Origin of the sequence: Pseudomonas sp. UM16, assembly GCF_050312595.1 — a bacterium.
Taxonomy (GTDB): domain Bacteria; phylum Pseudomonadota; class Gammaproteobacteria; order Pseudomonadales; family Pseudomonadaceae; genus Aquipseudomonas.
This window is the reverse complement of the sequence record NZ_JBNPJT010000007.1, coordinates 198,447-222,998: the sequence shown is the minus strand read 5'-3', so window position 1 is coordinate 222,998 and position 24,552 is coordinate 198,447. Positions and strand designations below refer to the sequence as shown.

Genomic DNA, 24,552 nt, shown 5'->3' with positions numbered 1-24,552 from the left:
CACCGGGCACATCCTTGTGCACCAGGGCGAACGTCATTAAGCGCTGAGCTGTTGCAACAGCACTTCCAACGGATGGCGCAAGGTGCGGTCCGCCTGGCGCTTGACCTGACTGCGGCAGGAATAGCCGGTCGCCAGTGCTTCACCCTCTTTATCCAGTTTGCCCGCCCAGGACTGTTCGAAGATGGTCTTCGAGGTGTCCTGATTGCGCGCTTCGTGGCCATAGGTGCCGGACATGCCGCAGCAGCCAGTGGCTTCGGTGGACAGCTTCAAGCCCAGGCGGGCAAACACCTGCTCCCACTGCCGGGTACTGGCCGGCACGTTGGTCTTCTCGGTGCAGTGGGCCATCAGCCGGTAAGTGGTAGTGGCTCGGGTCGGCTGCTCGGGCAGCACCTCCATCAACCATTCCTGCGGCAACAATACTTTCGGACAGGCATCCAGGCCCGGGACCTTCTGGTACTCCTGGCGGTAGACCAATGTCATGGCCGGGTCCAGGCCCACCAACGGCACACCACACTCAGCCAAAGCAGTGAGTTGGCGGGCATTGCGGATCGCTGCCTTGTTGAAGGCGCCGAGGAAGCCCTGCACGTGCAACGGCTTGCCATTGGCACTGTAAGGCGCCAGGTAGATTCGGTGACCCAAGCGATACGCCAGGTCGATGAAAGCGGCCAGCACCGGGGTTTCGAAGTAGCGGGTGAAGGCATCCTGGACCAATACGATGCTGCGTTCACGTTGAGCTGGCGTCAGTTCGCGCAGGGCCGGAATGCTGGCCATGCGCACATTGCAGCGGGTCAGCGTGGCCTGCAGGTTGTAACGGCTGATCAACGGGCTGTCGAGCATGCCGACATGGCGCTCCAGCAACTGGCTGACCCATTTCGAGCCCATCACCGCGTTGTACAGCCCGGGGGCGTAGGCCAGGTACGGGATGCTGAACTCCAGCGAGCCGATCAGGTAATCACGCAATGGCCGCTGATAACGTCCGTGGTACAGCTCAAGGAAGCGCGAGCGGAACTCCGGCACGTTGACTTTGATCGGGCACTGACCCGCGCAAGACTTACAGGCCAGGCAGCCGGCCATGGCATCGTAGACTTCATGAGAAAAGTCAGCCTCGCCTTTTTGCCGCGACAGGTTATTGCGCAGGCGCGTCGGCAGGCCTTTGAGCCAGGCGAGTTTGTCCTGGGCAGTAGCCAGCACGTCGATATTGGCGGCTCCCTGCAGGCGCAGCCATTCACGGATCAGCGACGCCCGTCCCTTAGGCGAATGCTGGCGCTCACGGGTGGCTTTCCATGACGGGCACATGGCGTCGTTGGGGTCGTAGTTGTAGCAGGCGCCGTTGCCGTTGCAGTGCACGGCACTGCCAAAACTCTGCCAGACGCGCTCGTCGATCTGCCGGTCGAAGTCACCGCGCATGGGCGCTTCGTTGACCTTGATAAGGCCCTGAGCGCTATCGGGCGGGGTGCATATCTTTCCCGGGTTGAGCTGGTTGTGCGGGTCGAATGCACCCTTGAGCGCTTGCAACGACGGGTACAGCTCACCGAAGTACTCCGGCACGTACTCCGAACGCAGGCCCTTGCCGTGCTCGCCCCAGAGCAGCCCGCCATAACGCAGGGTCAGCGCCGCCACGGCATCGGAGATGGGCTTGACCAGCGCTGCCTGGGTCGGGTCTTTCATGTCCAGGGCCGGGCGTACATGAAGCACCCCGGCATCGACGTGACCGAACATACCGTAGGCCAAGCCATAACTGTCGAGCAAGGCTCGGAAGTCAGCAATGTAGTCAGCCAGTTGTTCTGGCGGTACGGCGGTGTCTTCCACGAACGGCTGCGGACGCACTTCGCCCTCGACGTTGCCGAGCAAGCCCACCGAGCGCTTACGCATGGTGTAGACCCGGGTCACCGCCTCGGCACCTTCGGCCAGGGTGTGGCCTAAACGCTCGACACCGGTGTCGCTCTGCAGGTGGGCGACGAACGCCTGTACCCGCGCGTTGACCTCAGCCGGGTCATCACCGCAGAACTCTACAAGGTTGATGCCCAGCGTCGGGCGTTCAGCGTCGGCGGGGAAGTATTCGGCGACGCTGTGCCAGACGATGTCTTTCATCGCCAGCATCAACACCTTGGAGTCCACGGTCTCGATCGACAGCGGTTTATGCGCCATCAGCGCGTTAGCATCGCGCAGGGCATCCATGAAGCTGATGTAGCGAACGTTGACCAGCACCGCGTATTTCGGGATCGGCAGCACATTGAGCTTGGCTTCGACCACATAACCCAGCGAACCTTCAGCGCCGCACAGAACGCTGTTGAGGTTGAAGCGCCCCTGCTCGTCGCGCAGGTGCGCCAAGTCATAGCCGGTCAGGCAACGGTTGAGTTTGGGGAAAATTTTCTCGATCAGCTCGGCCTGGGTTTCCTGGATCTGCCGGGCGGTGCGGTACACCTCGCCAGCTCGGCCGGGCTCGGCACAGGCTGCCTCCAGCTCGGCGTCAGTCAATGGCCGGGTGTGCAGACGTTGGCCGCCAAGCAGCACGCTGTGCAGTTCGAGCACGTGATCGCGAGTCTTGCCGTAGGTGCAGCTGCCCTGACCGCTGGCGTCGGTGTTGATCATGCCGCCGACAGTAGCGCGGTTGGAGGTCGACAGCTCCGGAGCAAAGAACAGGCCATGGGGCTTGAGCGCCGCATTGAGCTGGTCTTTGACCACGCCGGCCTGAACCCGTACCCAGCGCTCCTCGACGTTGATTTCGAGGATGCTGTTCATGTGTCGCGACAGGTCGACGACAATACCGTCGGTCAACGACTGGCCGTTGGTGCCGGTGCCGCCACCGCGCGGGGTCAGTTTGACCGCCTTGAAGCGCGGCTCGGCCATCAGCGCGGCGATGCGCGCGACATCCTCGGCGTCCTGAGGAAACACTGCAGCCTGGGGCAGGCGCTGGTAGATCGAGTTGTCGGTGGCCAGCACCGTACGGGTGGCGTAGTCAGCGCTGAGCTGGCCACGGAAACCAGCACTGCGCAGGGCTTCAAGGAAATCAGGGTAGAGCGTGTCCGGTGCGGTGCCGGTCAGTCGGGCGATCATCGGGGGATGGCCTCATTTATGTCAGGCTAATCATGAATACTTGCTGAAACGGTATGGTCAGTACACCGCCAGGTAGTGGATGATGCCAATGATCCCGCAGCCTGGAGCCAGGCACAAACGGATATTCCCGCAGCCTTTGATGACTTTTACGAATGAATTACCGCAATCTCACCCCCTCCATGTCCTTGCTGCTGGCCTTTGAAGCCGCCGCGCGTCACGAGAGCTATACCCGCGCCGCCGTAGAACTGGCGTTGACTCAAAGCGCGGTGAGCCGCCAGGTGCAGGCCCTGGAGCAACAATTGGGGGTGACGTTGTTCCGCCGTGAAGGCCGGACGGTCAAGCTAACCGAGGTCGGACGGCTGTACCAGCGCGAAATCAGCGAAGCCCTGGGACGGGTGCGCAGCGCCACCTTGCATGCCATCGCCCACCAGGCCGGAGGCGGTAATCTGCGCCTGGCGACCCTGCCGACCTTCGGCTCAAAATGGTTGCTGCCGCGTTTGCATGAGTTCTATCGTGGCCATCCCGAGGTACTGGTGCACATCAACTCACGGATTGAACCGGTGGACTTCGCCACCAGCGGCATCGACGCGGCCATCGTGGTTGCCACCAGCGACCTGCCAGGGCTGGTCTGCCATCGTTTGCACGCCGAAGAACTGATGGTGATCCTGTCGCCGACCCTAGCGGCGAGCAAACCGCAGTGGAGCGCCAAGGACATCAGCCAGCAAGTGCTGCTCAGTGTCGCCAACAACGCCAATGCCTGGGGCGAATGGTTCACGCACCACGGCTTGGCCCACCAGGCCATGCGCCTGGGGCCGAGCTTCGAACTGACGTCACACTTGATCCAGGCGGTGCGTGCCGATATCGGCATTGGCCTGGTGCCAAAGATCCTGATCAGCGATGAACTGGCCAGTGGCGAACTGAGTAGCCCCGCCCTGCCCTTTGCCAGCGCGCGCAGTTATTACCTGGTGTACCCGCCGCGCAACCAGGCATTGCCAGCGCTGGAAGCGTTCCGGCGCTGGCTGCTGGATAAGGCGGGCAATGAATTGAATGGTTGAGGGCGAGCGCGACGTGACGCCGCGCTCGCGGCCACTCAGTGCGGAGCGCGGGGGATGGTTTTGAGCAGGTCTTCGGGGCTGATGTGGCCGACGACCTGTTGCACGCTGCCCGGTTGCGGCAAATCGAAGATGTGACCCTTCATTTTGCCGATCACGTGCATTTCGCACGGCTTGCAGTCGAACTTCAAGGTCAACACTTCATCGCCATGAATCAGTTGCATCGGCGCAACCTTGGTGCGCACGCCGGTGACACCCTTGGCCTGTTTCGGGCAAAGGTTGAAAGAGAAGCGTAGGCAGTGCTTGGTGATCATCACCGGCACTTCGCCCTTCTCTTCGTGGGCCTCATAGGCCGCGTCGATCAGCTTGACCCCGTGACGGTGATAGAAGTCGCGTGCCTTTTGGTTGTAGACGTTGGCCAGGAATGACAAGTGCGACTCTGGATACACCGGCGGCGGCGTGGTTTCCGCTTTACGTCCACCACGTGGGTGGGCGTTGATACGCGCAGCAGTCAGCGCTTCGATGACTTCGCGGCGCAAGGCCTTGAGCTGCGAGTTAGGGATGAAGTACGCCTGCGGCGCATCCAGCTCGATGGCCGTTGCATGGTACTGGGTGGTGCCCAGCTGACCGAGCAAGTCGTGCAACTGCTCCAGGGCTTGCTCTGGCTTGTTGGCCACCCCGAACGGGCCGTCGAGGACGACGCTGGCACTGATGCCCTCTTCGCTGGTGGCGGTCAGTTGTAAACGCGCTTCACGCAAACATGCAACCCACGACAGGCCAACGCGACGCTCGGCTGAGGTCTTCTGCAGCGCTTGTTGCCAGTTGTGGTCGAGGTTACGGCTTAACGGGTGGTTTGGCCGAAGCTGGTACATCTCCTTGGGCATTTCGTTGGGCTCGACGCGGTAGCGGTAGCGCTTCTCGCCGTCTTCCTCGAACTCGCCCTTGGGCTCGGCGATGTTGGCGCGGAAACCCACAACCTCACGCTTGACCAGCACATTGAGGCCGTCGCCGTTGGACAGCGGCTCGTGGCTGACTACTTGCAGGTCACGCTTGCCGACTTTCTCCACCACCCCCACGGCCAGACCGGTGAAGGTCGGCGAATCGAAGGCACCGATGTCGATCTTGCGTTCACTGACGAAATAGTCGGTGCTGCCGCGATGGAAGGTCTTGTCCGGATCGGGCACGAAAAAGTGCGCGGTACGGCCACTGGAAGCGCGGGCCAGGTCCGGACGGTCTTCGAGGACTTCATCCAGGCGCTGGCGGTAGTAGGCAGTGATGTTCTTCACATAGCCCATGTCCTTGTAGCGCCCTTCGATCTTGAACGAACGCACACCGGCCTCGACCAGCGCGCGGATGTTGGCGCTCTGGTTGTTGTCCTTCATCGACAGCAGGTGTTTTTCGTAGGCGATCACTCCGCCCTTTTCGTCTTTCAGGGTATACGGCAGGCGGCACGCCTGGGAGCAGTCGCCACGGTTGGCACTGCGCCCGGTTTGGGCGTGGGAAATGTTGCACTGGCCGGAGAAGGCCACGCACAACGCACCGTGAATGAAGAACTCGATCGCCGCGTCGGTTTCGTCGGCGATGGCGCGGATTTCCTTGAGGTTCAGCTCGCGAGCCAACACCAGTTGCGAAAAGCCGGCCTGATCGAGGAACTTGGCCCGCGCCAGCGTGCGGATGTCGGTCTGGGTACTGGCATGCAGCTCGATTGGCGGAATATCCAGCTCCATCACCCCCAGGTCCTGGACGATCAGCGCGTCGACACCGGCATCGTAGAGCTGGTGGATCAGCTTGCGCGCTGGCTCCAGTTCATTATCGTGGAGGATGGTGTTGATGGTGGTGAAGATCCGCGCATGGTAGCGGCGGGCAAACTCCACCAGCTGAGCGATCTCGCCCACCTCGTTACAGGCATTGTGGCGCGCGCCGAAGCTTGGGCCACCGATGTATACGGCGTCGGCGCCATGCAGGATGGCCTCACGGGCGATAGCCACATCGCGGGCGGGGCTGAGCAGTTCCAGGTGATGCTTGGGTAAGGACATGTTTTTTTAGTCAGGCTTGTCACGGTCAAGGCGCGCATTGTAGCGCGAAACGCATGACCAGCACCCACAGGCCGCCGAACTGCTGCGCAGCCATCGTCGGCGACTTGTGGGCGCTGTAGTTGCTTTATGCCTTGGCAGCCATCGCTGTCACTTCTACCCGCATACCTTCCACCGCCAACGACGCCACGCCCACCGCGGCACGGACTGGCCAGGGCTTGGCGAAGAAGCGCTGGTAGACCTCGTTGAAAGCAGCGCGATCAGCCATGTCAGTGAGGTAGATGGTCAGGTGCAGGACGCGATCCATGGAGCTGCCGACGCGCTCTAGCGCGACTTTGAGTGCCTGCAGGGTGCACTCGCTCTGCGCGGTAATATCGCCCAGCTCCAGGCTGCCATCGGCGCGGGTCGGAATCTGGGTGGAAACCAGCAGCCCAGCAAAGCCGGCAACGTCACTGGAAATGGAGTCTGCGTCAGAATCGGGAAGGAAACTGATGTCGTGATTGGCCATGAAAATATCCTGCTCAAAAGAGGTGAAAAAGGCAGTGAAACGTGTCCAGGGCATTATGATGCCTGGCACTCCCCAACAGTAACCGGCTGTTTTAAAAACAATTTATTTGCCCTGGCTCTTCACAGACGGGAAAAAAGTTGGTAAATTTCCGCGCATTCCCGCAACGGCACATGCTGTTCGTTGCAGTGGATCTCTTCAAGCGGGTGCCAGACACTCGTCGCAACAGCTACAGGGGCGTCGCCAAGCGGTAAGGCAGCAGGTTTTGATCCTGCCATGCGTTGGTTCGAATCCAGCCGCCCCTGCCATTTTCTTCTGCTGATCCAACTGAAAATCTTTGCCGACAGGCGTCTACTCGACACTTCTGTCACGATTTCGCGCACCTCAGTTTCGCTGCACGACCATTGAACAACCAAGGCTGGAGCGGTGGCGCTCCAACCCTGCCCTTGCAGTTACTTGCCCGCTACCAACGGTGGCGTGCGCGGCGGCACCAGGCGCTTGGAGCCGGTGGATTCGAACGCAGCCGCCAGCCGCAGCAGCGACGAATCATCATAGGCGCGCCCGGCAAAGGTCAGCCCGACCGGCATAGCAATGTCCGCCATCACCCCCATCGGTACAGTAACCGTCGGCACCCCCAGGTGACGAATGGCCAGGTTGCCGTTGGCAACCCATACACCGTTGCTCCAGGCAATGTCCGCCGACGCTGGATCGACATCCGAATTGGCCGGAGCGACATCGGCAACGGTCGGAAACAGCACAGCATCAAGCTGCAAGGCATCCATCCAGTCTTCCAGGTCGATGCGCCGTGTCTGCTCCAAGCCACGCAGGCCATCCGGCACGGTGCTGATCTGGTCCCACGGGGTAATGCCGCGCTCGGCCATGCGTACGTACTCGTCCATACCGGCGGCAAGGTCGCCTTCGCGGTTGGGTAGCGTACCTGGATCGTGAGGGAAGATTTTCGGGCCATCGACATCGACCAGGCGGTTCAATTTGGGGTCGCCGTTGGCCTGCAGGAAGTCATCGAAGGCCCACGCCGTCAGGTCCCACAGCTCATGATGCAAGAACTCTTTGGAGACCAGGCCGCGATTGAACACCGTCGGCGCACCAGGGCGGTCCCCCTCACAATTGGACACCAACGGGAAATCCACTTCGATCACTTCGGCACCGGCCGTTTCGAGGGCCTTACGCGCCTGCTCCCAAAGGGCGATGACCGTTGGCCGGGTATTGATGCGCTGACCGGTCGGGCCACCGATGCCCGGGTTCTCACTGGTGCCCGCCTCAGGATCGGCATTGATGTACATGCGCGGGATACCCAGGCGCTTGCCGGCGAGTGCAGCGGGTGTGGCCGCCAATTCCAGATACGACGCCGGACGCACCGAGGCGACGCTAGGGATCGCCACCCATGGCTGCATGCGCCACAGGTCGCCACGGGTGTCGGGATCCTCGGCGACCACCACATCAAGCACTTCGAGCAGGTCGGCCATGGTCCGCGCAAACGGCACAACGACATCCATGGTCGGCGTCAGCGGCCAGTTACCGCGTACCGAGATCACCCCACGCGAAGGTGTATAGGCACACAGGCCGTTGTTCGAGGCTGGCCCGCGCCCGCTCGACCAGGTTTCTTCTGCCAGGCCGAATGCGGCGAAGCTGGCGGCGGTCGCAGTACCGGCACCATTGGATGAGCCCGAAGCGAAAGGCGCGGTCAGGTAATCCGCGTTATACGGGCTTTCGGCGCGGCCGTAGACGCCACGTTGCATGCCACCATTGGCCATGGGCGGCATGTTGGTCTTACCCAGGCAAATAGCACCGGCAGCACGCAGACGCTCGATGGTGAATGCATCGCGGTAAGCCACCAGCTCGGCAAACGCTGGGCTGCCGGAAGCGGCGGTGAGGCCTTTGACCAGGTAGCTGTCCTTGGCTGTATACGGAATGCCATCGAGCGGCCCGAGGGCCTCACCCTTGGTCCGACGGGCATCGGCCGCCTGCGCCTCGGCAAGTGCCTCGGGGTTGCGCACTATCACGGCATTGAGCGCAGTCGCTGTGGTGGGGCCGTCATAGGCGTCGATACGGGCCAGATAAGCCTGGACCAATTCGACCGAGGTGGTCTGGCCGGATTCGAGCGCTGCACGCAACTCGGCGATGGAAACTTCAGTGACTTCGATCATGCTTGTTACTGCCTGCGGCTGAAGGTTGAGCAATGCGCACCATGAAACCCTGACACTACTTTTAAAGCAACAGAGCCGCTGATGATCCGAAGGTCTAAAATGTACTAACTTGTTAATTAGCTTGCTAAGGGTATAATTCGACCACTCCCCACTTCGAGTTTTTTTCGATATGAAGCAAGCCTCGCGCACCTCTGGCGCCTCAACATTCATCCTGGTAGGCCTGGGCATCGTCATCGCCCTGCTCGGCCTGGCACTGGCCGCCGGTGGCGTGAAGCTGGTGGGCCTGGGTGGTTCCTGGTACTTCCTGATTGGCGGCCTGATCATGGCTGTTTCCGGCCTGCTGGTGGCCCGCCGCAAGCCTTCAGGGGCCTGGCTGTATGCCGCGTTCCTGGCCGCTACGGCGATCTGGGCGCTGGCCGATGTTGGACTGGTGTTCTGGCCGCTGTTCTCGCGCCTGTTCATGTTCGCTGCGATCGGCTGTGTGCTGGCGCTGATCTATCCCTTGCTGGCGCGCGCCACCGGTGCCACACCCGGCCGGGGCGCCTACGGCGTAGCAGGCGTACTGGCCGTCGCACTGCTGATTGCCGCGGGCAATATGTTCGTCGCCCATCCCACTGTCGCTCCCACCGGCAATGGCCCGGGCCTGACCCCAGTCGATCCTACCAACGCCCAGAAAGACTGGGCCCACTATGGCAACACCGAAGGCGGTAGCCGCTTTGCCGCGTTGGATCAGATCAATCGCGGCAACGTCAACCAACTGCAAGTGGCCTGGACCTATCACACGGGTGATGTGGCCATCAGCGACGGCAACGGCGCTGAAGATCAACTGACCCCACTGCAGGTTGGCAACAAGGTGTTCATCTGCACCCCGCACAACAACCTGATTGCCCTCGATGCCGATAGCGGCAAAGCGCTGTGGAAGAGTCAGATCAACGCCCAATCGGCGGTCTGGCAACGTTGCCGCGGCATGGCCTATTTCGATGCCACCGCACCCATCGCGCAGCCGACGCAAGCGAACAGCTCGGCAATCATCCCAGCCAACGTACCTGCCGGCGCCAACTGCCAGCGACGCCTGCTGACCAACACCATCGACGCCCGCCTGATTGCAGTCGATGCCGATACCGGTGAGTTCTGCCAAGGCTTTGGCAACAACGGCCAGGTCGACCTCAAGGCTGGCCTGGGCAACGTCCCGGACAGCTACTACCAGCTGTCATCGGCGCCGCTGATGGCCGGTACCACCGTGGTGGTTGGCGGGCGTATTGCCGACAACGTCCAGACCGACATGCCAGGCGGAGTGATCCGCGGTTTCGACGTCATCAGCGGACAGATGCGCTGGGCCTTCGACCCGGGCAACCCCGAGGCCCGTAACGCACCAAGCGGCGACAGCAGCTACGTGCGCAGCACCCCCAACAGCTGGGCGCCGATGTCCTATGACCCGGCCATGAACACCCTGTTCTTGCCGATGGGCAGCTCGTCTACCGATATTTATGGTGTCAAACGTACTGCGCTGAACCACAAATACGGCGCGTCGGTGCTAGCCCTGGATGCGAGCAGCGGTGAGGAAAAGTGGGTATACCAGACCGTGCACAACGACCTCTGGGACTTCGACCTGCCGATGCAGCCGAGCCTGATCGACTTCACCAAAGCTGACGGCCAGTCCGTCCCCGCGGTGGTGATCGGGACAAAGGCCGGGCAAATCTACGTGCTCGATCGTGCCACTGGTAAGCCACTGACTGAAGTGGTGGAAACACCGGTCAAGCCGGGCAACATCCCTCATGAGCCATACTCGCCAACCCAACCGAAATCGGTAGGCATGCCGCAGATCGGTGCGCAACAGCTGACGGAGTCGGACATGTGGGGCGCCACCCCCTACGACCAACTGCTGTGCCGCCTCGACTTCAAGAAAATGCGTTACGACGGTCTCTATACCGCGCCAGGCACCGACCTGTCGCTGAGCTTCCCAGGCTCGCTCGGCGGCATGAACTGGGGCAGCATCTCCACCGATCCGGTACATGGCTTTATCTTCGTCAACGACATGCGCTTGGGCTTGTGGATTCAGATGATCCCATCGCAAAACAACGGCCAGGCCGCCTCCGGTGGCGAAGCACTGAACACCGGCATGGGCGCTGTGCCGCTCAAGGGCACGCCGTATGCGGTGAACAAGAACCGCTTCCTCTCGGTGGCCGGCATTCCGTGTCAGGCCCCGCCGTTTGGCACCCTCACCGCCATCGACATGAAGACGCAAAAGGTCGCCTGGCAGGTGCCGGTTGGCACTGTCGAAGATACCGGCCCGCTGGGTATCCGTATGCACCTGCCGATCAAGGTTGGCTTGCCGACCCTCGGCGGCACCCTGTCGACTCAAGGCGGCCTGGTGTTCATTGCCGGCACCCAGGACTTCTACCTGCGCGCCTTCAACAGCGGCAATGGTGAAGAAGTCTGGAAAGCCCGCCTGCCAGTAGGCAGCCAGGGTGGCCCGATGACCTATGTATCGCCGAAAACCGGCAAGCAGTACATCGTCATCACCGCCGGTGGCGCCCGTCAGTCGCGCGACCGTGGCGACTATGTAATGGCTTACGCCCTGCCTTGATTCGCCTCCCTGATCGCGGGCATTGTCCGCGATCATTGCAGGCCAAGGCGACCTTCTAAGCCAATGCAGCGATGGCCTCGATCTCGATCTGCATGCCATCGAGCGCTAACCTGGGGACCGGGATCAAGGTGCAAGCGGGCTTCATCTGAGGCCCCCAGGCACGCTCCGCTTCGGTGGCCCACTGCTGCAGTTTTTCCTCTGAGTGATCGACGATCAGCAGGGTCAGCTTGAACACATCCCCGAGCCCAGCGCCTCTGCTACGCAAAGCTGTCTGCACATTGGCCAGGGCTTGTCTGGCCTGCTCGGAGAAGCGTGCAGGCAGGCGCCCTTCGCTATCCTCACCACCTTGCCCGGCGATGTACAGGAGCCGGGCCTGAGGGCTGACTTGGGCGATGTGGGAATAAGCATTGATACTGGGATCGTATAGGCCTTCGGGGTTGGACAGCTGGAACATGGCGGCACTCCATCGTAAAAGAGTGGGCAGTGTCGTACCTCAAGTTAAGTCGAGGTCAAGCCATTCCAATGCCGGTCAGCTCTCACAACCACGCTGGCACTTGGTAACGGCGACGAGGTTCAGCTATAACTGCGCATCCCAACAGCTGACAAGGACTTCACAACATGCACCTCGCCCCCGCCATTCCGGTCCTGCGTATCTTTTGCGTTGAAAAAGCCAAGGAGTTCTACCTCGAATTCCTCGGCTTTACTCTGGACTGGGAGCACCGCTTTGAGCCGGACCTGCCGCTGTACGCGCAAATCCGCCGCGACGACCTCATTCTGCACCTGAGCGAGCATCATGGCGACGCGACGCCAGGTTCGACGGTATTTGCCCGTGTCGAGGACATTGTTGCCCTGCAGCGCGAGTTGGCCGACAAGCGTTACGGCTATTCGCGCCCTGAAGCACAACGTGTCGGCTGGGGCCTGCAGATGGAAATCGCCGACCCGTTCGGCAATCGCCTGCGCTTTTGTCAGCAAATCGAGGGCTGAATGGCTCTTTACCTGTCTGGCACTGACCTCTAAGCTGTGCTCTCCCCCTTTCTTTGAGGTGTAGTGCGATGCGTCATTAATGCCGCCGTCTGTTTGACGGCCCGTCTTCATCCCCCTTCGCCGGGGACGTTGCTGGCATGCATGGAGTGTCGTATGACCCCTTTCTCGACCCTGACGCTTGATAGCGTCGCCTTTGCCTTGCCCGATGGCAGGCAGTTGTTTAGCGATCTGAACGAACGCTTCGACCAGCGCCACACCGGCCTGGTCGGACGCAATGGTGTGGGCAAGACAGTACTGGCGCAGATCCTTGCCGGGCGCCTGCAACCCAACGCCGGGCACTGCCGCGCCTCAGGCCTCGTGCACTATCTGGGTCAGCAGTTGCCCAGCCCCGAAGCCACCGTGGCGCAATTAGCTCAAGTCGACAAAGTGCTCGATGCCTTGCGCCGCATCGAGGCTGGCAGCAGCAAGCAAAGCGATTTCGATACGGTGGGCGAACGCTGGGATATGCGCGAGCGGCTACAGGCACAACTGGCACGTCATGGGCTGGAACAGCTGGACGCAGACCGGCGTGTCGCGACCTTGAGCGGTGGCCAGGCCATGCGTGTAGCCTTGCTTGGGGCGTTTCTGAGCGAGGCCGATTACCTGATTCTGGATGAACCCAGCAACCACCTCGACGGCCCCGGCCGCGCCTTGCTGCTCGAGGCGCTAGGACAGTGGCACAAGGGCCTGCTGGTGGTCAGTCATGACCGTGAATTGCTCGAACACATGCAACGGATCGTTGAGCTCTCAAGCTTAGGCCTTGATAGCTACGGTGGTAACTACAGTGTCTATGCCCAGTGTAAAAGCGCAGCAAGTGCCCAGGCGGAAATTACCCTGCAACGCTTGAAGCTTGCGCGTCAACGCCAAGCACGCGAACTGCAACAGCAACGCGAACGCCTTGAACGCCGCCAGTCCAGAGCAAGTCGCGATGCCCGCGACAGTAATCAAGCGAAGATTCTCCTCGATCGCCAACAGCAACGTAGTGAGGTCACTGCTGGCAAACAACAGCGCGACCACCACCTGGCTCGACAAACGATGGCGGTGCAGGTGCGTGAGGCCGCCCTGCGGGTCGAAGCCAGCTGCCCGATCGTGCTGCATACCCCTGACCCCATCCGTCCGACAGGCGGCCCGTTGGTGTGCCTGCACGAGCTGCAATTGCCGTACGGTGATCAGCATCAGCCAGCGTTGAACTGGCGACTTTACAGCGGTGAACGCGTGGCACTGGTCGGCGCCAATGGCAGCGGTAAATCGACGTTACTCAAGGTCTTGGCCGGACAACTTTTGCCCCGTGCAGGCCACTGCGAAGTGTGCGCTGAAGCCACATACCTTGACCAACACTGCAGCCTGTTGCCGGCCTCGCAATCGGTGCTCGAGTTTTTGCGCCACTGTACCGCCAGCCGCGATGAAAGCAGCTTGCGCACACGCCTGGCGCAGTTGGGCCTGGGCGCAGAGCGCGTCGACTTAGCCAGCGGCCTGCTCAGTGGTGGAGAACGGCTCAAGGCCGCGCTGGCCGGCTTGCTCTATGGCGACAGACCGGTGCCATTGCTACTCCTGGATGAGCCGAGCAACCACCTCGACTTGCCCTCTCTCGCAGCCCTGGAAGCTATGTTGCAGCAGTACCGCGGCGCGTTACTGGTGGTTTCTCACGACCAGGTATTCCTGCAGCAATTGAGGCTCGACACTGCGTGGCAACTGGGGCTTTAGCGGCTGGCTGTGCAGAATCTGAAACGACAAGGCCCCGTCCATTGCTGGGCGGGGCCTTGGTTTACCCTGCTGCCTGGTGTTGAAACTCTCGTGCCTGCGCCGCGAATGGCGGTGTCGTGGCCCGGATCGAGGTCAGCGGGCAAAGCGTCATTGAAATTATCGTGCACCCGACTTGGCATTCTGTCTAGCGCAATACACCGGCAAACGTACGAACGGTAGCAGCAACTGCCAGCCGTTATGGCCGCGACCTGATACGGCGTGAGCGGATCGCGGAAAATATTCACTGCGACCATGGTCCAATCCTATGACTGGGCGTTCCCGATCCGCACGGGATGTATTATCGTGGCTGCGTGCGCAATAACAGACGCCTGAGCCGTCAGGCATATGCAAACCGATTCGAGGGTGCCATGAGTAACGAAAGCATTAACTGGGACAAGCTGGGCTTCGACTACATCAAGACCGACAAGCGCTACCTTTCCTACTTCCGCAACGGCGAGTGGGACCAAGGCACCCTGACCGAAGACAACCAGCTGCACATTAGCGAAGGCTCGACTGCGCTGCATTATGGCCAGCAATGCTTCGAAGGCATGAAGGCATACCGCTGCAAGGATGGTTCGATCAACCTGTTCCGCCCGGACCAGAACGCCCTGCGCATGCAGCGCAGCTGCGACCGTCTGCTGATGCCACAAGTGCCGACCGAACAGTTCATCGACGCCTGCAAACAGGTGGTCAAGGCCAACGAACGCTTCATTCCGCCATACGGCAAAGGTGCGCTGTACTTGCGTCCGTTCGTCATCGGCGTCGGCGACAACATCGGTGTGCGCACCGCGCCGGAGTTCATCTTCTCGATCTTCGCCATTCCGGTCGGCTCCTATTTCAAAGGCGGCATGACCCCGCACAAGTTCCTGATCTCCGACTACGACCGTGCCGCGCCACAAGGTACCGGCGCAGCCAAGGTCGGCGGCAACTACGCGGCCAGCCTGCAACCGGGCTACAAGGCCAAGCAAGCTGGCTTTGCCGATTGCATCTACCTTGACCCACTGACCCACACCAAAATCGAGGAAGTCGGTTCGGCGAACTTCTTCGGCATTACCGCCAACAACGAATTCATCACGCCAAAATCGGCTTCCGTGCTGCCAGGCATCACCCGCCTGTCGCTGATGGAACTGGCGCAAGCGCGCCTTGGCCTGACGGTTATCGAGGGCGACGTGCTGATCAACGAACTCAAGCGTTTCAAAGAAGCAGGCGCCTGCGGCACCGCGGCGGTGATTACGCCGATCGGTGGCATCCAGTACAACGGCGAGCTGCATGTGTTCCACAGCGAGACCGAAGTCGGTCCGGTGACCCAGAAGCTCTACAACGAGCTGACCGGCATCCAGAGCGGCGACATCGAAGGTCCGGCGGGCTGGATCGTCAAGGTCGCCTGAGGCGCTACTGAGCGATAACAGAAGGGCATGCCAGCGATGGCATGCCCTTTTTCATATCCACATAGACACACCCATTCTACCGATAAGAAATAACAGCAAGATCAAAAAGAACACCCGAATAAAACCACTACCATATCGCAATGCCAAAAAGACCCCCGTGACAGAGCCTGCGATATTACAGATAGCTACTACTCCACCGATCGCCCACAGCACATTCCCCGACGGAATAAAAAAGAGCAACGCCGCGCTAAATGTCCCTAGATTAACTAGCTTTGCCGAAGCTGATGCATTCAAGAAGTCGAAGCCAAAAAATTTCACAAAGAAAAAAAGCAACAGGCTCCCACTCCCCGGCCCGAAAACCCCGTCATAGAAACCAATCAACCCTCCAAAAAACACCCCCTGCAGCACTTCTTTGGTCCCGCATTGTATTTTCGTATGAACCCGCCCTAGATCCTTTCTTACAAAGGTATAAACCGCCATCACGATCAGAACGACAAAAACAACGGGCTCCATAAGCGCTTTCGGGACGAGCGAGATGGAAAAGGCCCCTAGTAACGCGAACATGAATGCAGAAACCAGAGTAGGAAGCAGAAGCCTCCATGCAATTTCTATTCTTTTTGTGTAGCTAAGAACGGATGAAAGATTTCCTGCCAAAACCGCCAGCTTGTTAGTTCCAAAAACGGTAGACAAGCTATATTGCGGTAAAGCGTGCAAAAGCGCCGGTACTTGAACAAGCCCGCCCCCGCCCACTGCCGCATCTATTAAGCCACCGCAAAATGCAAAGAAGCCTAGTACTACCAAGGTGTATTCATAGTCCATGAGAATCGTCCAGCAAGGGCAAGGGCATGCACACTTACATCTACGGCACGCCTTTAAATTAAGGCCAATGCTCATACAACCGCTTTAGCTCGCCCCAGAACACCTTAAACAAACACCGAACAGCAGAAACAATCCAGACGACTTCGTCCACACCTACTGATCACTCACTTAATGCTTCATACAAAGAATGAAAGGCGGCTCCAACACGCGCGTTATAATCCAGCATCACTTCCTTGAGCCGGCCCACCTCAAAATCAAGCTCTACGGTGCGGCCAAAAGCTTGCGCCGCAGCTAAAGCATGCAGGCCGTGCTTGTTCTCTACTTCGCCAGAATGCCCCATTACATAGCCCTTTGCATCGCGCAGATTTTTAACATCGCTGCGCAGTGACGGCCTGATGGAAATTAACTTCTTTTCGATGAATTGAGCAATAAAGTTGTACTCACGCCCATTCCAGAGCTCAGATGCAACAGACACCATCATGGCGCTCATTATAGAGTTTTTATGTTCGAAGGAAACCATGGCAGATTTATACTTCGCCACGCCCATGCCGTACACACTCACGAACCGCATGCCGATCCCCCTCCCAGCCCGAGGCATCAAATGCGGCCGCCATATAGGCGTACATACCATCATGCCCTTCGTGCCCCAGACCAAAATCGTCCTTTGCAACTTCATGCATGTGCGCCATGACATGATTATAATTTTCTTGCCTTCCAACTGGGACGAAGCGTGCATCCGCTGACAACCGCATAATTACCTTTGCAGAGACGAGGCTGGTTGTTTTGTGTATTTCATTCCAGCCATTGAAAAACTTCAAAATACCGACATCAACAACCTCTCTCTCAAGGAAAACCTTGAACGCCTTCTCAGCACAGGACTGGGCGTCGTACGTAATCGGATGATAAAGCACCTCACGCATTGCACCCTGGAGCTCAGTCACATGCTCCACCTGAGCGTGTAGAGGTGGACTTCTGAAATTATCCTTCATCAATCGCCCAGGCATTTTCAATGCTTTACAAATGCTTGGGCAGCGCCTCAATGAACACTTCACCGAACTCCTGCATCGACGTCGAATTTTCAAAAGATTCGAAACTATTTTGTATGAAAATATCATTCATGAGTTCACCTATCCCCTGAGTTAGTTACAAGATCTTCAGTCGGCCATTCCAACGCCGAACGTGGCAGCCAAAACATTTACAAGCACCGCAAAATACGCCTATGAACGCTTGTAAAGTGGTAAAGACTGCAATCTAGCAAGAACACCCAATGCGAAGATGTAGGACCCTTCCGGGCATCGAGTAGGCTTGCTCCAAGCACTACTCTTTCGGCGCACATCTACGCCCCCGGCGACCAGCCACCCACCAAAGCGGCAAGAACACCGCGCAGATGAATTTTTCTTTAACCCGGGCACCGCCTATTCTTTGGCACAATCAAGTCTCTACTCGCCGCCCAGGTATTAGCATGCCCCGCGTACTGACTATCGAAGACGACGCCATCACCGCTCAGGAGATCGTCGCCGAGCTCTCCAGCCATGGCCTGGAGGTGGATTGGGCCGACAACGGCCGCGAAGGCCTGGCCAAGGCCATTGCTGGCGGCTACGACCTGATCACCCTCGATCGCATGCTCCCCGAGCTTGACGGCCTGACCATCGTCACCACCCTGCGCACCCTGAAGATTGCCACGCCGATCCTGATGATCAGCGCCCTCTCCGATGTCGACGAACGGGTCCGCGGCCTACGTGCCGGCGGTGACGACTACCTGACCAAGCCGTTTGCCTCCGATGAAATGGCCGCCCGCGTTGAAGTGTTGCTGCGGCGCAACAGCGTACCGATGGCGCAGACCCGCCTGCAGGTCGGCGACTTGGAGCTTGACCTGATCAGCCACGAGGCCCGGCGCGGCGAGAACACCCTCAACCTGCTGCCCACCGAGTACAAGCTGCTGGAATTCCTCATGCGCCACGCCGGCCAGGTGATCACCCGGATGATGATCTTCGAGGAAGTCTGGGGCTATCACTTCGACCCCGGCACCAACTTGATCGACGTGCATATCGGACGCTTGCGCAAAAAGATCGATGCCGCTGGCCAGACGCCGCTGATTCGAACCGTGCGGGGCTCGGGCTATGCCATTGCCGAACCCATCTAAGGGCTGGAGTTCGTCGACCAGTCGTCTATTGGCGCTGTACAGCTTTCTCTTCGTGGCCTGGAGCAGCATCCTCATGGGGGTGCTGTACTTTGAAGTTTCGGACTACCTGAACAAGCTCACCCGCCATTCTCTGCTGCAGCGCCAGCACTTGTTCGCGCACATGAGCGGCAAGCAACTGGACGACGCCCTGATCGCCAGCCAAGCCTTCGAAGAACGCAGCTTCGATGCCTATGGCCTGTTTGATGCACAGTTCAACCCCTTGGCCGGACAAATCCGCCAAGTGCCGACCGACCTGGGCCTGGACGGCAAGATCCACGAACTGGGCCGCTGCCTGGATGCCGATGACCCGCACCTGCCGCGCGACAGCTGCGATGCCGTGGCAATCAAGGTGCGTGATGGCCGCTGGCTGATCCTGGTCCGCGACAACGGCTCGCTGTTCGTCGTCACCCGCATCATCCTCCACGCCCTGCTCTGGGGCCTGTCGTTGACCATCATCCCCGGTATTGCTGGTTGGTATCTGCTGCGCCGCCGACCGCTCAAGCGTATCCGCGCGATCCAGGCCACGGCCGAACAGATCGTTGCCGGTGATCTGACCCAACGCCTGCCGCTGTCACCGCGTCGCGATGAGCTGGACATGCTCGCCGCCATCGTCAACGCCATGCTCGACCGCATTGAGCGCTTGATGCACGAAGTCAAAGGTGTCTGTGACAATATCGCTCACGACCTGCGCACCCCGCTGACTCGCCTGCGCGCCCAGCTCTATCGTATTCGCCAACAAGCCGGTGATGACTCACCTCAAGCGGATGCATTGGAGCAGGCGATTGGCGAAACCGACACGCTTATGGCGCGTTTTCGCGGTTTGCTGCGCATCAGTGAACTGGAGGATCGCCAGCGCCGAGCCGGCTTTGTCGAGCTTGATCCGCATGCCTTGCTGCGGGAGCTGCATGACTTCTATCTGCCGCTGGCCGAAGACGGAGAGATTGCTTTGCGGCTGGAAATGGCCGATCAGCTACCCGCGCTACACGGTGACCGTGAATTGCTGTTCGAAGCCCTGGCCAACCTGCTTGGCAACGCGATCAAGTTCACCCCGGCCGCAGGCCAGGTGTTGTTGCGGGCGCGCAGCGATACCACGGGCTTGCATATTGAAGTGCACGACAGCGGCCCGGGGATTCCCGAGGATGAGCGAGGGGCAGTGTTGAAACGCTTTTATCGCAGTGAGGAAGGCCATCGCCACCCAGGTTTCGGGCTGGGCCTATCGGTGGTTGCGGCGATTGTTGACCTGCATGGCTTTGCGCTTGAGGTCGGGGCGAGTGAGTTGGGTGGGGCGAAGCTGGTGCTGCATTGTCGGAACGGGATGGCCAGCTAAGGCGTCATCGCTGGCAACGCCAGCTCCCACAGGGGTGATGCACACCACCTTCCTGTAGGAGCCAGCCTTGCTGGCGATGCAGTCAATGCCGATCAGTCAGCCAGACGCCAGGTAGTAGCACCCTTGCTGTCTTCGAGCACCACACCCATGGCGGTGATCTGGTCACGAATGCGGTCAGACTCAGCCCAGTTCTTGTCTGCACGCGCTTGCAGGCGCGCTTGGATCAAGGCTTCCACTTCAGCGGCATCCACCTTGCCTTCAGCACCAGCGCGCAGGAAGTCGTCGGCGTCCAGTTGCAGCACGCCCAGCAGGCCTGCCAGCTCACGCAGGCGAGCGGCCAGGCCGGCAGCAACCTCAGGCTCGCTTTCACGCAGACGGTTGATCTCACGCACAAGGTCAAACAACACGGCGCAGGCTTCAGGCGTACCGAAGTCGTCGTTCATCGCCAGCGTGAAGCGATCGACGTAGGTCTCGCCACCCTTGGCCTCGACCCGCGGCAAGCCACGCAGTGCGTGATAGAAACGCTCCAGGGCACCCTTGGACTCGCGCAGGCTGTCCTCGGAGTAGTTGATCGAGCTGCGGTAGTGGCTCGACACCAGCAGGTAGCGGACCACCTCCGGGTGATACTTGTCGAGCACGTCGCGAATGGTGAAGAAGTTGTTCAAGGACTTGGACATCTTCTCGCCATTGATGCGGATCATCCCGCAGTGCATCCACGCGTTGGCGTACTGCTTGCCTGTGGCGGCCTCGCTCTGGGCGATTTCGTTTTCGTGGTGTGGGAACTCCAGGTCGTTGCCACCGCCATGGATGTCGAAGCTCTCGCCCAGGCAGCAGGTCGACATGACCGAGCACTCGATGTGCCATCCTGGACGGCCCGGCCCCCACGGCGACTCCCAGCTTGGTTCGCCTGGCTTGACGCCCTTCCACAGGACGAAGTCGAGCGGGTCCTGCTTGGCTTCGTCGACCTCGATCCGCGCACCGATGCGCAGGTCTTCGATCTTCTTGCGTGACAACTTGCCGTAACCGACAAACTTGCCGACCCGGTAGTAGACGTCACCATTGCCGGGCGCGTAAGCGAAACCCTTGTCAATCAGAGTCTGGATCATCGCATGCATGCCAGGGATATGGTCGGTGGCACGCGGCTCCTGATCCGGCGGCAGGATGTTCAGGCGGCGCTCGTCTTCGTGCATCGCGTCGATCATGCGCGCGGTCAGTGCGTCGAACGATTCACCGTTTTCATTGGCGCGGTTGATGATCTTGTCATCGATGTCGGTGATGTTGCGCACATAAGTCAGGTCGTAGCCGCTGTAACGCAGCCAGCGGGTCACCAGGTCAAAGGCGACCATGCTACGGCCATGGCCAAGGTGGCAGAAGTCGTACACGGTCATGCCGCAGACGTACATCCGGACCTTGTTGCCTTCGAGCGGCTTGAAAACTTCCTTGGTCTTGCTAAGTGTGTTGTAAATGCTAAGCACGAGCGTTCCTCAGCTGCCCCACGAATCGCGCAGGGTCACAGTCCGGTTGAATACCGGGCGACCCGGCTGGGAGTCTTTCAGGTCGGCGCAGAAGTAACCTTCGCGCTCGAACTGGAAGCGGTCTTCTGGCTGGGCCTGGCCCAGTGAAGGTTCCGCACGACAACCGGTAAGCACCTGCAGCGAATCGGGATTGATGTTGTCGAGGAAGCTGCCGCCATCTTCGGTCTTCTCGGGGTTGGCCGAGCGGAACAGGCGGTCGTACAGACGCACTTCGCACTCGACGCTGGCCGCAGCCGGCACCCAGTGAATCACGCCCTTGACCTTGCGGCCCTCAGGGTTCTTGCCGAGGGTGTCCGGGTCGTAGGAGCAACGCAGCTCGACGATGTTGCCGTCGGCGTCCTTGATCGCCTGGTCGGCGCGGATCACGTAGCTGCCGCGCAGGCGCACTTCACCGGCAGGCTCCAGGCGCTTGTAGCCTTTTGGCGGCTCTTCCATGAAGTCGTCACGATCGATGTAGATCTCGCGGGCGAACGGCAGTGCGCGCACGCCCATGTCTTCTTTCGGGTGACGCGGCAGTTCGAGGTTCTCGACCTGGCCTTCTGGGTAGTTGCTGATGACCACTTTCAGCGGACGCAGTACGCACATGGCGCGTGGCGCGGTGCGATCGAGGTCGTCACGGATGCTGAATTCGAGCATCGACATGTCGACCACGCCGTCGGAACGGTTGGTACCGATCATTTCGCAGAAATTGCGGATCGACGCCGGGGTGTAGCCGCGGCGACGGAAACCGGACAAGGTCGACATGCGCGGGTCATCCCAACCATGAACGTGCTGCTCGTCAACCAGCTGTTTGAGCTTACGCTTGCTGGTGATGGTGTAGTTCAGGTTCAGGCGGCTGAACTCGTACTGACGCGGCTTGGCCGGCACCGGCAGGTGCTCCAGGAACCATTCGTACAGCGGGCGATGGCCTTCGAACTCCAGGGTGCAGATCGAGTGGGTAATGCCTTCGATAGCATCCGACTGACCATGGGTGAAGTCGTAGTTAGGGTAGATGCACCACTTGTCACCGGTCTGGTGGTGGTGGGCATGACGGATGCGGTAAAGGATCGGATCGCGCAGGTTCATGTTCGGCGAAGCCATGTCGATCTTGGCGCGCAGTACGCGCTCACCGTCTTTGAATTCGCCGGCTTTCATCCGGGCGAACAGGTCGAGGTTTTCCTCGACGCTGCGCTCACGGAACGGGCTATTCTTGCCTGGCTCGGTGAGGTTGCCGCGGTATTCCTTGGCCTGCTCCGGGGTCAGGTCGCAAACATAGGCGTTGCCCGACTTGATCAGGTCCACCGCCCAGTCATGCAACTGGTCGAAATATTCGGAGGCGTAGCGCACCGGGCCGGTCCACTGGAAGCCCAGCCACTGCACATCGCTCTGGATGGCGTCGATGTACTCCTGGTCCTCTTTGGCCGGGTTGGTGTCATCGAAACGCAGGTGACAGGCTCCGCCGAATTCCTGGGCCAGGCCGAAGTTCACGCAGATCGACTTGGCATGGCCGATGTGCAGGTAACCGTTGGGCTCAGGCGGAAAACGAGTGACGATGCTGCTGTGCTTGCCCGAGTCCAGGTCGGCCTGCACGATTGGGCGCAGGAAGTTCGCAGGGACGGCGGGAGCGCCTTTGGCAGCGGCGTTGGGAGCGGTGTCGGCAGTGGGCTTGCTCATAGGATCCTTGAAATACGGGTACACGGCCTGGGTAGGCCGACTGAATCAAAGCGCTTATCATAGCCGAAGCGGTCGAGCTGCCGACAGCATCGGGCCGACAAACTGGCGCGATATTCGCCTGGCAACGCGAAAAAACTGCCGCGAATCACGTATCGCGGGCTGTAGACTGTGCGTCAGGTGTGTATCGCGATACTGCGCGAACTATTTTCCAATGCCTTGAATAGCGAGAATTTGAGCATGACCCAAGTCAAATTGACCACCAATCACGGTGACATCGTCATCGAACTGAACGCCGAGAAAGCCCCGATCACCGTGGCCAACTTCATCGAATACGTAAACGCTGGCCACTACAGCAACACCGTATTCCACCGCGTCATCGGCAACTTCATGATCCAGGGCGGCGGTTTCGAGCCAGGCATGAAAGAAAAGAAAGACAAGCGTCCAAGCATCCAGAACGAAGCTGACAACGGTCTGAGCAACGACAAGTACACCATCGCCATGGCCCGCACCATGGAGCCGCATTCGGCTTCGGCGCAGTTCTTCATCAACGTCGCTGACAACAGCTTCCTCAACCACAGCGGCAAGAACGTTCAGGGCTGGGGCTATGCGGTATTCGGCAAAGTCACCGCCGGCACTGACGTTGTCGACAAGATCAAAGGCGTTTCCACCGGCTCCAAGTCTGGTCACCAGGACGTGCCAACCGACGACGTGATCATCGAGAAAGCCGAGATCATTGAGTGATACTGCTGATCTCTGATCTGCACCTGCAAGAAGAACGCCCGGACATTACCCGGGCGTTTCTTGATCTGCTCGACGGTCGCGCGCGGCACGCCGAGGCGTTGTACATCCTCGGTGACTTTTTCGAGGCCTGGATCGGCGACGATGCCATGACGCCGTTCCAGACTACGATCTGCCAGGCGCTGCGCGCCTTGAGCGACAGTGGCACGCAGGTCTACCTGATGCATGGCAACCGCGACTTCCTGCTTGGTGAGGCCTTCTGCCAGGCCGCCGGCTGTACCTTGCTGCGCGACCCAAGCGTCGTGGAGCTGGGCGGTGAGCGGGTCCTGCTGATGCATGGCGACAGCTTGTGCACGCTGGACCTGGCCTACATGAAAATGCGTCGTTACCTGCGCAATCCTCTGAGCTTGTGGATTCTGCGGCACCTGCCGCTGAGCACACGCCAGAAGCTTGCGCGCAAGCTGCGTAGCGAAAGCCGGGCGCAGACGCGGATGAAAGCCAATGACATTGTCGACGTGACGCCGGAAGAAGTGCCGCGGGTCATGGCTGAACACGGCGTGCGTACGCTGGTGCACGGCCATACTCACCGGCCGGCGATTCATAAATTGGTGGTCGATGATCAGCCGGCACGGCGTATCGTGCTGGGCGATTGGGACAGGCAAGGTTGGGCGTTGCAAGTGGATGAGCAAGGATTTCAGTTGCAGCCGTTTGCGTTTCCCTGATTGAGCGCTGCGGGAGCGGACTC

The 24,552-nt window shown here is 60.0% G+C and carries 19 protein-coding genes and 1 tRNA gene; 10 read left to right on the top strand and 10 right to left on the bottom strand.

Annotated elements, in window-relative coordinates; translation table 11 throughout:
- Window positions 1-36 precede the first annotated feature (36 nt).
- Window positions 37-3,057, bottom strand: coding sequence for a D-2-hydroxyglutarate dehydrogenase YdiJ (gene ydiJ, locus ACQRAX_RS10615; protein ID WP_412037374.1), 3,021 nt, complete (start codon window positions 3,055-3,057; stop codon window positions 37-39).
- Between the two features lie 152 nt (window positions 3,058-3,209).
- Here ydiJ and ACQRAX_RS10610 point away from each other — a divergent pair, with 152 nt between their 5' ends.
- Window positions 3,210-4,112: a LysR substrate-binding domain-containing protein gene (locus ACQRAX_RS10610; RefSeq protein WP_412037373.1), complete on the top strand. Its 903-nt coding sequence runs from the start codon at window positions 3,210-3,212 to the stop codon at window positions 4,110-4,112.
- Between the two features lie 35 nt (window positions 4,113-4,147).
- Here ACQRAX_RS10610 and ACQRAX_RS10605 read toward each other — a convergent pair whose 3' ends face one another.
- Window positions 4,148-6,145 (bottom strand): peptidase U32 family protein, encoded by a 1,998-nt coding sequence (locus ACQRAX_RS10605; RefSeq protein WP_412037372.1) that lies wholly within the window; start codon window positions 6,143-6,145, stop codon window positions 4,148-4,150.
- 124 nt (window positions 6,146-6,269) lie between these two features.
- The gene (locus ACQRAX_RS10600) at window positions 6,270-6,650 is read right to left on the bottom strand and encodes a RidA family protein (protein WP_412037371.1); all 381 of its coding nucleotides are present in this window, start codon (window positions 6,648-6,650) and stop codon (window positions 6,270-6,272) included.
- A 230-nt stretch (window positions 6,651-6,880) separates the two neighbouring features.
- On the opposite strand from ACQRAX_RS10600, the gene ACQRAX_RS10595 reads away from it, so the two are divergent.
- Window positions 6,881-6,955 (top strand) — tRNA-Gln (locus ACQRAX_RS10595).
- Between the two features lie 144 nt (window positions 6,956-7,099).
- Here the strand turns inward: ACQRAX_RS10595 and ACQRAX_RS10590 are convergent.
- Window positions 7,100-8,812, bottom strand: a complete 1,713-nt coding sequence (locus ACQRAX_RS10590; protein WP_412037370.1) for an amidase — start codon at window positions 8,810-8,812, stop codon at window positions 7,100-7,102.
- A 169-nt stretch (window positions 8,813-8,981) separates the two neighbouring features.
- On the opposite strand from ACQRAX_RS10590, the gene ACQRAX_RS10585 reads away from it, so the two are divergent.
- Entirely contained in the window at window positions 8,982-11,399 is a 2,418-nt protein-coding gene (locus ACQRAX_RS10585; RefSeq protein ID WP_412037369.1) for a glucose/quinate/shikimate family membrane-bound PQQ-dependent dehydrogenase, read from the top strand.
- 55 nt (window positions 11,400-11,454) lie between these two features.
- On the opposite strand, the gene ACQRAX_RS10580 is transcribed toward ACQRAX_RS10585, so the two are convergent.
- Window positions 11,455-11,853, bottom strand: coding sequence for a RidA family protein (locus ACQRAX_RS10580; RefSeq protein WP_412037368.1), 399 nt, complete (start codon window positions 11,851-11,853; stop codon window positions 11,455-11,457).
- 164 nt (window positions 11,854-12,017) lie between these two features.
- Here ACQRAX_RS10580 and ACQRAX_RS10575 point away from each other — a divergent pair, with 164 nt between their 5' ends.
- The 3 genes from ACQRAX_RS10575 (at window position 12,018) to ACQRAX_RS10565 (ending at window position 15,553) form a co-directional block, all read left to right on the top strand.
- Window positions 12,018-12,383: a glyoxalase superfamily protein gene (locus ACQRAX_RS10575; protein WP_412037367.1), complete on the top strand. Its 366-nt coding sequence runs from the start codon at window positions 12,018-12,020 to the stop codon at window positions 12,381-12,383.
- Window positions 12,384-12,536: 153 nt separating this feature from the next.
- Complete coding sequence (locus tag ACQRAX_RS10570) at window positions 12,537-14,126, top strand: ABC-F family ATP-binding cassette domain-containing protein (protein ID WP_412037366.1); 1,590 nt, start codon at window positions 12,537-12,539, stop codon at window positions 14,124-14,126.
- A 407-nt stretch (window positions 14,127-14,533) separates the two neighbouring features.
- Window positions 14,534-15,553, top strand: coding sequence for a branched-chain amino acid aminotransferase (locus ACQRAX_RS10565; RefSeq protein WP_412037365.1), 1,020 nt, complete (start codon window positions 14,534-14,536; stop codon window positions 15,551-15,553).
- Between the two features lie 51 nt (window positions 15,554-15,604).
- Here ACQRAX_RS10565 and ACQRAX_RS10560 read toward each other — a convergent pair whose 3' ends face one another.
- The 3 genes from ACQRAX_RS10560 to ACQRAX_RS10550 form a co-directional block, all read right to left on the bottom strand.
- Window positions 15,605-16,372, bottom strand: coding sequence for a sulfite exporter TauE/SafE family protein (locus tag ACQRAX_RS10560; RefSeq protein ID WP_412037364.1), 768 nt, complete (start codon window positions 16,370-16,372; stop codon window positions 15,605-15,607).
- A gap of 160 nt (window positions 16,373-16,532) precedes the next feature.
- Window positions 16,533-16,919, bottom strand: coding sequence for a hypothetical protein (locus tag ACQRAX_RS10555; RefSeq protein WP_412037363.1), 387 nt, complete (start codon window positions 16,917-16,919; stop codon window positions 16,533-16,535).
- Window positions 16,900-17,313 carry a hypothetical protein gene (locus ACQRAX_RS10550; RefSeq protein WP_412037362.1) on the bottom strand — a complete coding sequence of 138 codons (414 nt, stop codon included), beginning with the start codon at window positions 17,311-17,313 and terminating at the stop codon, window positions 16,900-16,902. Before ACQRAX_RS10550 ends, ACQRAX_RS10555 begins: the two co-directional genes overlap by 20 nt.
- A 521-nt stretch (window positions 17,314-17,834) precedes the next feature.
- Here ACQRAX_RS10550 and ACQRAX_RS10545 point away from each other — a divergent pair.
- Complete coding sequence (locus ACQRAX_RS10545) at window positions 17,835-18,515, top strand: response regulator transcription factor (RefSeq protein WP_045180238.1); 681 nt, start codon at window positions 17,835-17,837, stop codon at window positions 18,513-18,515.
- Window positions 18,493-19,881, top strand: a complete 1,389-nt coding sequence (locus ACQRAX_RS10540) for a sensor histidine kinase (RefSeq protein ID WP_412037361.1) — start codon at window positions 18,493-18,495, stop codon at window positions 19,879-19,881. Before ACQRAX_RS10545 ends, ACQRAX_RS10540 begins: the two co-directional genes overlap by 23 nt.
- Before the next feature lie 92 nt (window positions 19,882-19,973).
- Here the strand turns inward: ACQRAX_RS10540 and cysS are convergent, their stop codons facing one another.
- Window positions 19,974-21,356, bottom strand: a complete 1,383-nt coding sequence (gene cysS / locus ACQRAX_RS10535) for a cysteine--tRNA ligase (RefSeq protein ID WP_412037360.1) — start codon at window positions 21,354-21,356, stop codon at window positions 19,974-19,976.
- A gap of 9 nt (window positions 21,357-21,365) precedes the next feature.
- Window positions 21,366-23,069, bottom strand: a complete 1,704-nt coding sequence (locus ACQRAX_RS10530; RefSeq protein ID WP_412037359.1) for a glutamine--tRNA ligase/YqeY domain fusion protein — start codon at window positions 23,067-23,069, stop codon at window positions 21,366-21,368.
- A 237-nt stretch (window positions 23,070-23,306) separates the two neighbouring features.
- On the opposite strand from ACQRAX_RS10530, the gene ACQRAX_RS10525 reads away from it, so the two are divergent.
- Both ACQRAX_RS10525 and ACQRAX_RS10520 read left to right on the top strand, forming a co-directional pair.
- Entirely contained in the window at window positions 23,307-23,810 is a 504-nt protein-coding gene (locus ACQRAX_RS10525) for a peptidylprolyl isomerase (RefSeq protein ID WP_412037358.1), read from the top strand.
- Window positions 23,807-24,529, top strand: coding sequence for a UDP-2,3-diacylglucosamine diphosphatase (locus ACQRAX_RS10520; RefSeq protein ID WP_412037357.1), 723 nt, complete (start codon window positions 23,807-23,809; stop codon window positions 24,527-24,529). The genes ACQRAX_RS10525 and ACQRAX_RS10520 overlap by 4 nt, the downstream gene beginning before the upstream one ends.
- Window positions 24,530-24,552: the final 23 nt, after the last annotated feature.